Origin of the sequence: Actinomadura rudentiformis (assembly GCF_008923185.1) — a bacterium.
Lineage (GTDB): Bacteria > Actinomycetota > Actinomycetes > Streptosporangiales > Streptosporangiaceae > Spirillospora > Spirillospora rudentiformis.
Map to the genome: position 1 here is coordinate 372,708 of NZ_WBMT01000005.1, position 12,409 is coordinate 385,116.

18 protein-coding genes are annotated in these 12,409 nt (G+C 69.4%); 12 read left to right on the forward strand and 6 right to left on the reverse strand.

Features of this window, described 5'->3' with window-relative positions; all coding sequences use genetic code 11:
- Nucleotides 1–2: 2 nt before the first annotated feature.
- Nucleotides 3–650, reverse strand: a complete 648-nt coding sequence (locus F8566_RS13125) for a choice-of-anchor M domain-containing protein (protein ID WP_151560460.1) — start codon at nucleotides 648–650, stop codon at nucleotides 3–5.
- A gap of 224 nt (nucleotides 651–874) precedes the next feature.
- Here F8566_RS13125 and F8566_RS13130 point away from each other — a divergent pair, with 224 nt between their 5' ends.
- From F8566_RS13130 to F8566_RS51080, 6 genes are read left to right on the forward strand one after another with little or no spacing between them, the layout of a single operon-like run.
- On the forward strand, nucleotides 875–2,839 hold the full coding sequence (locus tag F8566_RS13130; protein WP_151560461.1) for a TIGR03773 family transporter-associated surface protein: 1,965 nt from the start codon (nucleotides 875–877) through the stop codon (nucleotides 2,837–2,839).
- A 34-nt stretch (nucleotides 2,840–2,873) separates the two neighbouring features.
- Nucleotides 2,874–4,451, forward strand: coding sequence for an anchored repeat ABC transporter, substrate-binding protein (locus F8566_RS13135; RefSeq protein ID WP_151560462.1), 1,578 nt, complete (start codon nucleotides 2,874–2,876; stop codon nucleotides 4,449–4,451).
- Complete coding sequence (locus tag F8566_RS13140) at nucleotides 4,451–5,428, forward strand: TIGR03773 family transporter-associated surface protein (RefSeq protein ID WP_192809654.1); 978 nt, start codon at nucleotides 4,451–4,453, stop codon at nucleotides 5,426–5,428. The genes F8566_RS13135 and F8566_RS13140 overlap by 1 nt, the downstream gene beginning before the upstream one ends.
- On the forward strand, nucleotides 5,429–6,244 hold the full coding sequence (locus F8566_RS13145; RefSeq protein ID WP_192809655.1) for an anchored repeat-type ABC transporter ATP-binding subunit: 816 nt from the start codon (nucleotides 5,429–5,431) through the stop codon (nucleotides 6,242–6,244).
- Nucleotides 6,241–6,954 carry an anchored repeat-type ABC transporter permease subunit gene (locus F8566_RS13150; RefSeq protein ID WP_225993121.1) on the forward strand — a complete coding sequence of 238 codons (714 nt, stop codon included), beginning with the start codon at nucleotides 6,241–6,243 and terminating at the stop codon, nucleotides 6,952–6,954. Before F8566_RS13145 ends, F8566_RS13150 begins: the two co-directional genes overlap by 4 nt.
- 44 nt (nucleotides 6,955–6,998) lie before the next feature.
- The gene (locus F8566_RS51080; protein ID WP_225993122.1) at nucleotides 6,999–7,160 is read left to right on the forward strand and encodes a hypothetical protein; all 162 of its coding nucleotides are present in this window, start codon (nucleotides 6,999–7,001) and stop codon (nucleotides 7,158–7,160) included.
- A 33-nt stretch (nucleotides 7,161–7,193) separates the two neighbouring features.
- Here the strand turns inward: F8566_RS51080 and F8566_RS13155 are convergent, their stop codons facing one another.
- Nucleotides 7,194–8,366, reverse strand: coding sequence for a CobW family GTP-binding protein (locus F8566_RS13155; protein ID WP_151560464.1), 1,173 nt, complete (start codon nucleotides 8,364–8,366; stop codon nucleotides 7,194–7,196).
- A gap of 65 nt (nucleotides 8,367–8,431) precedes the next feature.
- Between F8566_RS13155 and F8566_RS13160 the strand changes: the two genes are divergently transcribed.
- Genes F8566_RS13160 through F8566_RS49825 form a run of 5 tightly spaced genes read left to right on the forward strand, consistent with a single transcriptional unit; the run spans nucleotide 8,432 to nucleotide 9,683 of the window.
- Entirely contained in the window at nucleotides 8,432–8,554 is a 123-nt protein-coding gene (locus F8566_RS13160; protein WP_151560465.1) for a 50S ribosomal protein L31, read from the forward strand.
- The gene (gene rpmB / locus F8566_RS13165; protein ID WP_151560466.1) at nucleotides 8,554–8,790 is read left to right on the forward strand and encodes a 50S ribosomal protein L28; all 237 of its coding nucleotides are present in this window, start codon (nucleotides 8,554–8,556) and stop codon (nucleotides 8,788–8,790) included. The genes F8566_RS13160 and rpmB overlap by 1 nt, the downstream gene beginning before the upstream one ends.
- A complete protein-coding gene (gene rpsN, locus F8566_RS13170) occupies nucleotides 8,790–9,095 on the forward strand; it encodes a 30S ribosomal protein S14 (RefSeq protein ID WP_151560467.1) in 306 nt (101 codons plus the stop codon). Before rpmB ends, rpsN begins: the two co-directional genes overlap by 1 nt.
- Nucleotides 9,096–9,110: 15 nt before the next feature.
- Nucleotides 9,111–9,275: a 50S ribosomal protein L32 gene (rpmF, locus tag F8566_RS13175; protein WP_151560468.1), complete on the forward strand. Its 165-nt coding sequence runs from the start codon at nucleotides 9,111–9,113 to the stop codon at nucleotides 9,273–9,275.
- Between the two features lie 12 nt (nucleotides 9,276–9,287).
- Nucleotides 9,288–9,683 carry a hypothetical protein gene (locus tag F8566_RS49825; protein ID WP_192809656.1) on the forward strand — a complete coding sequence of 132 codons (396 nt, stop codon included), beginning with the start codon at nucleotides 9,288–9,290 and terminating at the stop codon, nucleotides 9,681–9,683.
- A gap of 254 nt (nucleotides 9,684–9,937) precedes the next feature.
- Here the strand turns inward: F8566_RS49825 and F8566_RS13180 are convergent, their stop codons facing one another.
- On the reverse strand, nucleotides 9,938–10,225 hold the full coding sequence (locus F8566_RS13180; protein ID WP_151560469.1) for a transcriptional repressor: 288 nt from the start codon (nucleotides 10,223–10,225) through the stop codon (nucleotides 9,938–9,940).
- A gap of 134 nt (nucleotides 10,226–10,359) precedes the next feature.
- Between F8566_RS13180 and F8566_RS13185 the strand changes: the two genes are divergently transcribed.
- Nucleotides 10,360–10,662, forward strand: coding sequence for a hypothetical protein (locus tag F8566_RS13185; RefSeq protein ID WP_151560470.1), 303 nt, complete (start codon nucleotides 10,360–10,362; stop codon nucleotides 10,660–10,662).
- A 123-nt stretch (nucleotides 10,663–10,785) separates the two neighbouring features.
- Here F8566_RS13185 and F8566_RS13190 read toward each other — a convergent pair whose 3' ends face one another.
- The 3 genes from F8566_RS13190 to rpsR are packed head-to-tail and all read right to left on the reverse strand — an operon-like array spanning nucleotide 10,786 to nucleotide 12,295.
- Nucleotides 10,786–11,520, reverse strand: a complete 735-nt coding sequence (locus tag F8566_RS13190) for a class I SAM-dependent methyltransferase (RefSeq protein WP_192809657.1) — start codon at nucleotides 11,518–11,520, stop codon at nucleotides 10,786–10,788.
- Nucleotides 11,517–11,993 (reverse strand): Fur family transcriptional regulator, encoded by a 477-nt coding sequence (locus F8566_RS13195; RefSeq protein ID WP_151560472.1) that lies wholly within the window; start codon nucleotides 11,991–11,993, stop codon nucleotides 11,517–11,519. Before F8566_RS13195 ends, F8566_RS13190 begins: the two co-directional genes overlap by 4 nt.
- 35 nt (nucleotides 11,994–12,028) lie before the next feature.
- A complete protein-coding gene (gene rpsR, locus F8566_RS13200; protein WP_151560569.1) occupies nucleotides 12,029–12,295 on the reverse strand; it encodes a 30S ribosomal protein S18 in 267 nt (88 codons plus the stop codon).
- Between the last annotated feature and the right edge of the window lie 114 nt (nucleotides 12,296–12,409).

The following is a 12,409-nucleotide window of genomic DNA, read 5'->3' on the forward strand; positions in this document are numbered from 1 at the left end:
GTTCACCCGACCTTGAAGAGGTAGGTCACCGGTTCCGAGGCGACCCGCTGACTGCCGCCGGTGAGCTGAGCGGTCACCTGGAACGTCAGCCAGTAGGTCCCGGGCGCGGAGAACGCCCAGCTGGCGTGCTTGTGGCCGCCGACGGACAGGGCCGTGGCGTCGGGCAGGCCGTCGCCGGAGTTGACCAGGACGTCGGGCGCGCCGGCGGCGCCTTCGGTGAAGATGCTGAACCGGCCTGGGCCACGGACGTTCCTGAGCTTGAGGGTGACCGAGTCGGCGGAGAAGACGCCCGAGGACAACTCCTCGGTGCTGACGCCGGGCCAGAGCAGACCAGGGTCATCGACCTCCGGAAGCACCCAGACGGGTGCCCCTGGCTTGCCGAGGAAGGCGTACGCGGAGCCGTCGGGCACGGTCGTGCGCGACTCGGGAAGGGCCCGGAAGAGGACCTCGCCGGGTTCCCTGGTCACGTCCGGCTCGACGGTCTCGTCGTGGACGTGCACCTCGAGCGCGCCGTTTTCGTACTCGATGTCGATCACGTCCACATGGCCGGTGTCCAAGGTGACGCGCCCGCCGGCGTGGGCGGGCACCGCGCTGATGAGCGCCGCCGCGAGCACGGCCGAGATCAGCGAGAGCGCAGAGCGTGGCTGCACTGTGAGGACTCCTTCGGAGGGGTGAGAGCGCGGGGTGCGCCCGAATGGAGTGAACGATAATCATTTTCACTCACTCGCGGCTGGCCGAAGTCGGACAGGTCGGGCACCTTGATCGACAATAACGAAAATAGTAATCATTTTCATGTGGTCGTTGCCGCTCGACTCTCAGGGCCGACCTGGGCCGCCACAGGAACCGCCGTCATCGATCACAAGGAGCGCCTCTGATGCGACGCACCATGCCGGGGCGCCGCTTGTTGCTGGGAATCGCGGGCCTGGCGACGCTCGCCCTGCTCGCCGCGGTGCCGGCGGTGCCTGTACTCGCCACTCCCGCAGAACCGTCCGCCCCCCAAACGAGACGGGTCATCAACGACATCCACGCCGACCTGTTGGACCCGGTGTACGAGGGCGGCGCTCTACGGGTGCGCACGCGCATCGGCGCCACCGGCTCCTTTGAGATCGAGGACCCGGGCAACGTGGTCGTCCAGCTCAAGGACAATGCCGACTCCAAGCTGCCGGTCCCCGAAGGAACGGACTTCGCCTTCCTCGGTGCGCCGGGAAGCCCGGTGTGGGTGGCGCCGGAGCTCGAGGTCCCGGGGCTGATCTGGCCGGGCTGGTCCACCGAGAACCTGCCGCATGACATCTTCGAGTTCGGCGCCCGCACGGTCGAGCTCACGCTGATCGGATTCACCGGGCCAGGGGTGCTGGAGATCTTCAACGTCGACGGGGCCGGTCTCCCGGTGCGGCTGTTCAGCTCGGCGGACGCCCAGTTCAAGACCTTCAAGGAGTCCGTCGGCACGCACCACCATGTGAACTGGGCGTTCAGCGCTCTGGGCGCCTACTCGTTGACGTTCGAGGTGGCGGCGACCGACAAGAACGGCACCAGGCACGTCGCCGCCCCCGTGACGCTGAACTGGTACGTGGGCGGCACGATCGCGGGCGACGTGCCCCCCGAACTGGTCACCCCCACTCCCACGACAACTCCGACGGTCACTCCGACCGTGACCCCGACGACCTCACCGACGGTCACGCCGACGACCTCGCCCACGACCAGTCCGACACGTAACACGACGCCTGGACCACGGCCGACAACGCCGGGCCCCCCTCGTCCGAGCGCCAGTCCCTCGGCCACGCGGTCGCCGGGCGGCGGTGGTGGCGGTGGCGGTGGCGGTGGTGGCTCTGGAGGTGGGGGCAGTGGGGACGCCGCGGGGAGCGCCAAATGCGCGACCCCGACGCCCTCCGGCTCAGGTGGTGGCGACGGCGATGGTGATGGCGACGGCGGCGGGAGCCCTTCGACCGAGAAGGTGGTGTTGGACGACGGCCACGTCGACTACGCCGCCCGTGTGATGGGCGGCGGGTTGCAGTCGGCGGTGAAGGACGGCACGCAGGCCGGCCGGACGACGTGGCGGGAGCCCTCCGCGGTCGTGTTCCACCTCAAGGCGGAGGCCGCCACGCAGGTGCCGGCGGGGTTCGGCTTCCTGGGGAGCCCGGGGTCGAGGATCTGGCAGATCCCGCAAACCCAGAAGGCGGGCGTCCCCTGGCTCGGCTGGAACACCGAAGAGCTGCGAAGCTCTCAGGTCAAGGGCGACATCTCCTGGTCGCTGGACAAGGTGGAGGGCCCGGGGACCCTGGCCGTCTATGAGTACAGCACGTTCGGCCAACCGAGGATCATCTTCAACAGCGGGGACGGGATGCCCGATACCTACGGCATCCGGCTGGGCACACATGCGCACGGCAACTGGGCCTTCACCAAGGAAGGCATCTACAAGGCCACCTTCACCCACACCGCGACGCTGGCATCGGGCGCCAAGTCCAGTGACACCGAGGTGGTCACATTCGCGGTCGGCAACGTGGACCCCAGATCGGCTCAGGCATCGGGGGCCTCACCGCAGTCGGCCGGGCTGCGGCCGCTGACGGCCCGGAGGGCCGCGTCGAGCACACCCATGAGCGCGGCATCGAGCACGCCGACGAGCACGCCGACGAGCACGGCCACCACGAGCACCTCGCCGAGCCCGTCGCCGAGCCGGGCGGTGAGCGGCCCCAACGCCTGCCGCACGGGCAAGCTGCCCTTCACCGGATCCGCGCTCCTGGTTCCGGCCGGGCTGGGCGCGGCCCTGCTGGCGGCCGGCGGGACGACCGTCGGCCTCACTTTCGTCCGGCGCCGCCGGACCGGCACGCCGACCGATGTGTGACGTGATCGTTCCTGGCGGAGAGGTAGGGAGGCCCATGCACGTCCTTCATCGGGCCGCACGAGCGGGCGCAGCGATCGTGGCCCTGATCGTGCTGGCGACGGGGTGCGCGGGTGGCCGCGACCGGGCCGGCGGCGGGGCCCTCGGGGTGGTCACGACCACCGAGATCCTGGCCGACCTGGTCAAGAACGTGGGCGGTGACCGGGTGCGCGTCGACTCGATCGTGCCCCCGGGCGGCGATCCGCACTCCTACGAGCCGGCGCCCGCTGACGCGGCCAAGGTCTCGAAGGCGGATGCGACGTTCACCAACCACCTGCTGCTCGAAGAACACTCACTGATCAAGACCATCGACTCCAACGTCCGCAAGGGCGTGCCGAACGTTTCACTGGCCGAGGCCGCCGAATCGTACGGCGCCAACGTCATCCCGTTGGTGGAGAACATCGGCCTCGACGTCATCTGGCTCGGCCTGGCTGTTCGCGGCGAGGGCACCGGGCGGGGGGCGACACGGTCGTCGGACGTTGAGCTCGCGGCGACCGACCTGGAAGGCCCCGGTGAGCTGGCGGTCTACCTCACCGAGGCGCTCGGCCAGCCCAAGGTGTACTTCAACTCTGCCGACGGGCTGGACGCCAAGGATGTCGTCGCGTTGCCGCCCGCCGCGCACACGCACGTCAACTGGGCGTTCTCCAAGCCCGGCGTCTACCGGCTGACATTGGAGGCCAAGCTGCGCAACGCCAACACAGCACCGGTCCCCATGGGCAAGGGCACGTTCACCTTCGCCGTCGGCGTCGATCCCCGCACGATCGGCGGAGCCGACAAGGCGACGATCCTCGACGACGGTCACACCGACCTGGCGGTGGATCTGGACGGCGCCGAGCTGTACGCCTGGACCGACATCGGACGGCCGGGGGCGCGATCCCCCGGAGGCGCCGCCGCGGCTCAGCGCAAGGTGCCGGTCAAGGACGTCATCATCGACGTGCCGAACCGGGCTCTGGAGAAGGTCCCTGACGATCGCGCGTTCTCGTTCCTGGGCAAGCCCGGTGCACAGGTCCACCAGCTGCCGCAGGCGGTGATCGGCAAGCACGTGCACGGTGAGATCGACCCCCACCTGTGGGAGGACGTCCGCAACGCCAAGGCCTACGTCCAGCTCATCCGCGACACACTGCGCAAACGCGACCCCGGCCACGCCGCCGACTACGACCGGAACGCCCGCGCGTACCTGGCCGACCTCGACAAGCTCGATGCCTTCGTCCGCGCACAGGTCGCGCAGATCCCGGCCGATCGGCGGCAACTCATCACCACACACGACGCGTTCGGCTACCTCGCCCAGGCGTACTCCATGACCGTCGCCGGATTCGTCGTGCCCAACCCCGCCCAGGAACCCAGCGCCGAGCAGGTCGCCAAGCTCACCCAGACCATCCGCAACCTGCGGGTTCCCGCGGTCTTCATGGAACCGGGCCTCGCGCGGCGCTCGGCGGTGCTCACCCAGGTGGCCAAGGACCAGGGTGTCAAGGTCTGCAAGCTCTACGGCGACGCCTTCGACGACGCCGCACGCAACTACGTCGCCATGATGCGGCACAACGCCACCGAACTGCGCAAATGCCTGGGAGACGCCTGATGTCCAACCTGAGGCCCAGGACGGCAGCCGGCTGGACCGGCCTGCTCGCGGCGCTCGCCGCCGCCGTCATGTCCTTCTTGCCGGCGGTGGACGCGGCGGCGCGGGTCACGCCGTCGCTCCACCCCTCGGTCCAGGCGGCGGCGCGGGTCACGCCGTCGCCCTCCCCCTCGGTCCAGGCCGGGGAACGGACCGTCACCGGACGGACAGTGATCGCAGACGGGCACGTCGACATCGGGCCGCGCTTCCTCGACGGCAAGTGGACCGTGCAGGTCCGCGACGACACCGTACGCCCGCCGGTGTGGCGGAACGTGGAGGACGTCGTCCTGCACACCGTGGACGCGGCCAAGGTCAAGGTCCCCGAAGGCAGCCAGTTCTCCTTTCTCGGCAAGCCGGGGACCGAGGTGTGGGTCCTGCCGCAGGTGCAGCAGCAAGGCGTGCTCTGGCCCGGCTGGAACACCCAGGACCCGCAGGTCGCCTCCACCATCAACCGCGAGGTGACCTGGTCATTGCGCGGGGTCACCGGCCCTGGACGCTTCGCGTTGTTCGTCAACGGCGACTTCGGCGCTCCGAAGGTCCTTTTCGACGGTTCGCGGCCCTATCCGCAGCAGATGGGCATCGATCTGAACACCCACGCGCACGGCAACTGGGTGTTCTCGGCGCCGGGCACCTACTTGCTGGACATCGACATCAGCGGACGGACCCTGGACGGCAGGCAGGTCAACGACCGGCGCCTGCTGCGCATCTTCGTCGGCGCAGGATCTCCCGACGCGGCGTTCAGCGTCCCGGCGCCGGCGGGTTTCGTCGCCGGTGGCACGACCCCCGGTACTGGACGCGCCGAATCCGGCCAGGGCTTCCCCGGATGGGCCTGGCTGATCATCGGCGTCGCGGGGGCGGCGGTCGTGGTCGCCATCACCATCACGGTCATGGCGCGGAGGCCCTCCCGCCGCGCGGCTGCGGCGGCCGGAAAGGAGGCCTGAATGTCCAGGACCACCTCGGGCCCGAACGCTGACTCGAACGCGGAACTCGCCGTGGCCGATCAGTCCCCGGCCTTGCCGGCTCTTGACGTCGAAGACCTGGCCGTGGAGCTGGGCGGACGCCGTGTCCTGACCGACGTGCGCATGCGTGTCACCGTCGGTGAGCTCGTGGGACTGATCGGCCCGAACGGCGCCGGCAAGACCACCCTGCTACGCGCCGCCCTGGGCCTGATCTCCACGGTCTCCGGCCGGATACGGATCGAAGGCGTACCGCCCGCGGCGGCCCGCGGCACCGTCGGCTACGTACCGCAGCGCCACGAGTTCGCCTGGGACTTCCCGATCTCGGTGGAAAGAGCCGTGATGAGCGGCCGGATCCACCATCTCGGCCGGTTCCGCCGCGCCGGGCGGGACGACCGGTCCGCCGTCACAGAGGCGCTGGAACGCGTCGACATGGCGGATCTGCGCAGGCGGCCCATCGGGGAACTGTCCGGTGGACAACGCCAACGGGTGCTGGTGGCCCGCGCGCTGGCACTGCGGCCACGGCTGCTCTTGCTGGACGAGCCGTTCACCGGCCTGGACGTGCCCACCCAGGAACTGCTCATCGAACTGCTCCAGCGGCTGCGCGAGGACAAGGCGGTACTGATGACCACCCACGACCTGCAGGGTGCGGCCCTCACCTGCGGACGGCTGTGCCTGCTCAACGAGACCGTGATCGCCGACGGGCCACCCTCGGAGCTGCGCGACCCCGCAGTCTGGCTGCGCGCCTTCGGCGGAGCCCGCAACGGCCGCTTCCTGGAGTTCCTGGAGGCGTCCGCGTGAGCGCGCTGGCCGACTTCCTGGCCGGGCCCTGGGAGCATGTCTTCATGCGGCGCGCCTTCCTGGTCGCGGCCATGTGCGGCATCGTCTGTGGCGTGATCGGCTGCCATGTCGTGCTGCGCGGCATGGCCTTCATCGGCGACGCGGTGGCCCACTCGGCCTTCCCCGGTGTCGCCGTGGCCTTCGTATTCCACTGGAACCTCACCCTCGGCGGCGCGGTAGCAGGCCTGCTGACCGCGCTGCTGGTGGCGGTGTTCGCCCAGAACCGGCGGCTCAAAGAGGACAGTGTCATCGGGGTCTTCTTCGCCGCCGCGTTCGGCTTGGGCATCGTCATTCTGAGCACCGCGCCCGGCTACAGCGGCTCACTGGAGTCATTCCTGTTCGGCCAGATCCTCGGCATCAGCGACGCAGACGTCCTGACGGTGGCGCTGACCGGCGCCGGGCTACTGCTGCTGGTGCTCCTGCTGCACCGGCAACTGGTCACCGTAGGCCTGGACCGCGAGACCGCCCGCGCCGCCGGCCTGCCGGTGTTCGGCCTCGACCTGGCGCTGTACTCGATGGTGACGGTCGCGATCGTGATCTCCATCCAGGCGGTCGGCAACATCCTGGTGCTCGCGCTGCTGATCACACCGGCCGCCTGCGCCCGGCTGCTCACCGACCGGCTCGGCGTGATGATGATCCTCGGCCCGGTGCTGGGGCGGCTGCCTCCCTGATCGGCCTGTACCTCTCCTACACCTGCAACCTGGCCTCGGGCGGAATGATCGTGCTCGTCGTGACCGCGATGTTCCTGGTCTGCTGGTGCGCCGCCCCACGCCACGGCCTGATCGCCCGCCTGCGCACCACCCGCGGGCGGCGGCACACGATGACGGACGACACACCGCCGCGCGAGATCCCCGACCCCGTGGCCATCGGCGGCTGACCCTCAAGGCTTTCCCTGTGATGACTGGCGCTGTCATCGGTTCGGCCGGGTGTCGACATGCGGGCCATCTGGAAGATCGAGGAAGGGGGCGAAGGGGTCGTCGCCGATGGCGGAGGCCTCAGGGACCGTCAGGCAGGAGTCGAGGAGCACGTGGATCTCCCGGCGGTCCAGCTCGGGACCGGTGAAGACCAGGTGCTGGACACGGTCGCCGGTGCCGGGAGACCAGTCGAGGGCCGCGGCCAGCCGGCGGGCGGGCGGCACCATCTCCCATGCGGCGTCGGGGAGGGCGGCCAGCCAGGGGCCGGCGTCCTCGATCGTGACGATGCCGGCGACCGCATCCCAGGCGATCATGCGGTCGGGGCGGTTGGCGAGCCAGAACCGGCCACGGCTGCGTACCGACTCGGTGGCCAGGACGTCCAGGGCGTCGAAGAACCGTTCCGGATGCAGCGGGCGGGTCCGCCGCCAGACGACAGTGTGCGCGGCGGGGGTGTGTGACTCGCCTGGCAGTTGCGCGGTGGCCGGATCGACCATGGTCGCGAGCTCCTCGGTGCACAATGCGGAGCCGGTGAGCGTGGGAAGGGGCTGCCCGGGCGAGATGACCGGAGTCATGGGGACGAGATGGCCGAGGATCTCACGGCACAGGTCGACGGCCTCCTCCTCGGCCTGCGGCAGTGGCAGGGGGATCACCTCGGGCAGAACGAGGGTGGTGGCGTACTCGATCTGCCGGGCCAGGACTTCGGCGAAGTGACGTTCATCACCGGCGGCGGCCGGTTTGCCCGCCTCGGCCAGCGTCTCGCCGCGGCAGATGTCAATGGGGGCCAGTTCGGGGTCGACGGCGGCCAGCACGGCGGTGAGCCGCAGATCGTCACGCAGATCGGGGTGGTCGAGGGCTTCGGCCACGGTCCTGGGCTCGACGGAGTCCCACAGATCCACGACGAGCAGGCCGGTGTGAGGGCCGTGCATCAGGAGCTGGGGGATGAGGTCCTCACGGACGGTGCACGTCGTGCATCCGTGCGCGAGGCGGACCTGCGCTCGTTGCCTGGTCCCGCCGGCGTCGCGGACGATCCTGACGGCCTCCCCGTCGGTGATCCGGCGCAGTTCGTGATGGATCGCCACGGAGCCGGGGTGCTCGCGCAGCAACCGGTCGACGACGGCGGTGCGGGCGGGACCGTGCAGCCCGGCCACAAGCACCACGGGAACGGACATCGGACCTCCCAGGCAGAAAATGAAAACCGTTTCCGTTATCATGCCATGGGTCGAGAGGAGATCCGATGGCTCGCAACGAGCTAATTCACCCTGACCACCATCCGGTGGTCTTCCGCGCCGGCCGTGCCCGCACGCTCGACACCGCCGGCCGCGTCGAGCGCTTCAAGCAGCGCTACGGGGGGCGCTGATGGCTGCGCGGTGCCAGCTGACCGGTGCCGAGCCGAAGTTCGGCAAGAAGGTGTCGCATTCGCACCGGCGCACCTCGCGCCGGTTCAACCCCAACATCCAGTCCAAGCGTTACTGGCTGCCGAGCGAGGGCCGATACGTGCGGCTGCGCCTGTCGGCCCGCGGCATCAAGACGATTGACAAGATCGGCATCGAGGCGGCCGTGGCGCGCATCCGTGCCCAGGGGGAGAAGGTCTGATGGCCAAGAAGAGCAAGATCGCCGCCAATGAGCGCCGCAAGGCGACCGTGCAGCGCCACGCCGCCCGCCGCGCGGAGCTCAAACGCCTGATCAACAGCCCGCACACCGCCGAGGAGATCCGTGCGGCGGCCGTCGCGGAGCTGCGCCGCCAGCCACGCGATGCCAGCGCCACCCGCGTGCGCAACCGGGACGCCGTCGACGGCCGCGCCCGAGGCCACCTGCGCAAGTTCGGCCTCTCCCGGGTCCGCTTCCGGGAGATGGCACACCGCGGCGAACTGCCCGGCGTCACCAAATCCAGCTGGTAAGGAGAACGAACCGTCATGGCCGTGCCCAAGCGAAAGAAATCCCGATCCAACACCCGGCATCGCCGTTCCCAGTGGAAGGCGCAGGCTGCTGACCTGGTCCCCATCACCGTCGAGGGCCGCGAGGTGCTGGTGCCGCGCCGCCTTGTCCGCGCCTACCAGACCGGGCTCATCCGCGCCTGACCTCTTGCTGGGATGACCAGCGTGGACAGTCCCCACGCCGTTTCAGTGACCGACCAGCCGTTCACCGCGGTGGTCTGCCAGGCGGGTCCGTGTCGTCCGCACGGGTCCGGTCCGGATTTCATGCCATGGCTGGCCGCCGTCGTCAGGCAATGCCCGCAAGGCGTGCTCGTCCGCACCGGCTGCCTGCTTCGTGCGCCGCGCTGCCAGGCAGGTGCGGCGCACGACAGCGGCTGCTATCTACTGGTCCAACCCTGCGACACCGCTCGACAGCCGTACGGTGCGGCGATTGCTGTTGGACCGGTCGTCAGCCGAGATGACGTCCAGACCGTCGAGGCTTGGCTGGCAGATGGTGATCTGGACGCCGATCGACTCGATCCGCGGCTTCGCGTCCGGTGGCAGCCCGCCTGACGCAGTGGCTCACACGCCCGACGGCCGCGGGCGTACTCCACATGGCTCGCCTGCCGGATCGCCCGGTGACCAACGGTTGTCCGAGGCTGGCCGGATATCTGGCTCAGAGGCGGGCCCGGGAGTCCAATCGGCGGGCAGCCGGGCTCGGTGCAGGCCAGCTGCTGAGTCACCGCCGTGTCGTCGTCCAGCCCGAGAGCGGCGCACGGTCTGCTTCAGTGCGAGCGTCTGCGGCCGTCGCCGGGGTGGGCTGGCTCCTAGCGGCATGACGATCCTTCCTCGTGGCCGGCGGGCCGGCAGGCGGCACAGATCCCGGCGAGTTCGACGGTGTGCTCGACCGCGGCGAATCCGGTGGCCTTGGCCACGTGGTCGGCCCATGCCTCCACCGCCTCGGAGTCCACCGGTCGGCTGCGGCTGCACGATCGGCAGATCAGATAGTGGCGGTGCCCGTCGGCGGGGCGCGGCCGGTACAGCCGCTCGCCGCACCTGACAGGAAGGGTGCCGGGACCACTCCTCGCACAAGCGCCCGTGACCATCGCAGCCATGTGGCCAATGGATAGTGGATTGCCAGGTGTTAATGTGTTTGTGATGGGAGCGTTCCGCAGCTCCTTCTGTCAGTTGAGAGCTGTAGTGACGCCCGCGACGAGTGCAGAATTCCTTCGCGGCAAGGAGTCTGGCAGTGAGTACTGAGACCGAGCACCGTACGCACAGCGATCACCAGCACGTTCACGGCGAGGGATGCGGCCATGCGGCGTTCCCGCACAACGATCACCTCGACTACCTGCATGACGGCCACATCCACCGCGTACACGATGACCATGTCGACGAATGCGCCCTGGCCGGCCACGTGGTGCACGAGGCCCATGAGCATCAGCACGGGCACGGCTGTGGCCACGTCGCCGTCCCTCACGGTGACCATGTCGACTACCTGCACGACGGGCATCGCCACGCGGCACACAACGGGCACTGGGACGACCACTGACCCTTCGTGCCGCTGAGAGGGACCGCTAGCCGGGCAGCCTGCCCCGCCCCTCGCGAACGCGAAAAGCATTTCACCTGAAAATGTATGCCGGTGAATAGAGTTTCCTCCCCGAGGAGCGACTCGCTAGGGGCGCTGCCAAGCCTGGATATCTGCGGGTGCCGCCGGGTGGGGAACCAGCCCGGCGGCCGAGAGCTCTTGCGCGAGAAGCTCATCGGAGATCACGTAGCAGTCGAAATCCGCAGTCTCCGTGCGTACCAGATCGTTGCCTGCCCAGGTGCGGTAGGTCATCAGCCAGCGGATCCGGTCCTGGTCGATGACGTCGGCGCGGGCGACGGTGTCATAGCGGTGCCGTCCGAGGACGCCGCCGGGCACGATTGCTTCCGGAACGGCGGTCGCCTTCTGCGGGAACTGGGTCTCCATGATGAGCGTCCCGCCGGGACGCAGGGCGCCGGCCCACTTGCGCCACAAGCGTGCGCGGTCATCCGGGCCGAAGTGCATGATGAGGTTGAAGAGGACGACGGCATCGAGCTCGACATCGAGTTCCGCGGTGAGGGCGTCGTCGGGAAGCACCGTCACGTTCGCCTCGGGCAATCGTGCCAGCCGTGTCATCAGGGCTGCGCGCATGATGCGCGCGGGTTCGATGGCGAAGATCTCGGCCTTGGGGCCGAGCAGGCGGGCCAGGGCTTCGGTGAAGATTCCCGTGCCAGGGCCGATTTCGGCGACGGCACGCGCGTTCGGCAGCAGCGTCTGAAGAGCGCCTTCCAGCGTCGCCCGTACCGGAGCCGGGAAGATCAGGTCGTAGTACGGCGCGTTGACGGCGTATCCGAGCCCGTGTTCGGCGCGTGCTGTCTCGTTCATCGGGGTCCTTTCGCGGAGGTCGGAGACGACCGAGGTGGCGGTGTTCGGAAGGTCCTGCTCCGGCAGCCCCCACAGGTGCCGTAGACCTCCTCGGCCAGGAAGTCGGTCACCCGCCCGCCGCCGGCGGGGCCGCGAAGCGCGGGTAGCTCCGCTTCCAAGACCTGCCCGCAGGTCCGGCAGATGAGGTGGATGTGGCGGTGTTCGCCGCATTTCAGGTAGACGGTCTCGCCGCCGCGTTCGAAGGCGTGCACAAGATCGGTCTGGCTGAGCGTCGCGAGCGCGCGGTAGACCGTCGTCAAACCGATCTTCACGCCATGGGCGCGTAGCTCCACATGGATCTCGTTCGCGCTCCGTGGGACGGTCTGCCTGGCCAGCGCCTCCAGTACCAACAGCCGGCGCGCCGTCGCGGGGATGCCCCAAGCCCGAAGGTCGCGGGTGTCCTCAGACGCGGTGGACCGCTCGTCAACGCCCATGATCCAGTCCGGCTACCGCGGGCCGATCGCGGGGCTCACTTTCTCCCGCCCGCCTTCCTGGCTGAGGGTGGGGAGCCGTAGGGGAGCAGTGCCATCTCGCGCGCGTTCTTGATCGCTCTGGCCAGCTGCTTTTGCTGCTGGGGGGTCACGCCCGTGACGCGGCGGCTGCGGACTTTGCCGCGGTCGGAGATGAACCGCCGCAGCAGGTCCACGTCCTTGTAATCGACATAGGTGATGCCGTGCAGCGGGTTCGGCTTGTGGCGCCGCTCGGGGCGCCGCTCGGGGCGGCGGTGCCGGGACATGGTCACTGGCACGTTCCTTTCGGGCTCTCGTCGATGTTGGACCTGTCGTGAGGCGAGGGTGGGCGGCCGGCGACGCAGTGGGCGCGGACGATCGCCCGCCGACCTTTCATGGTG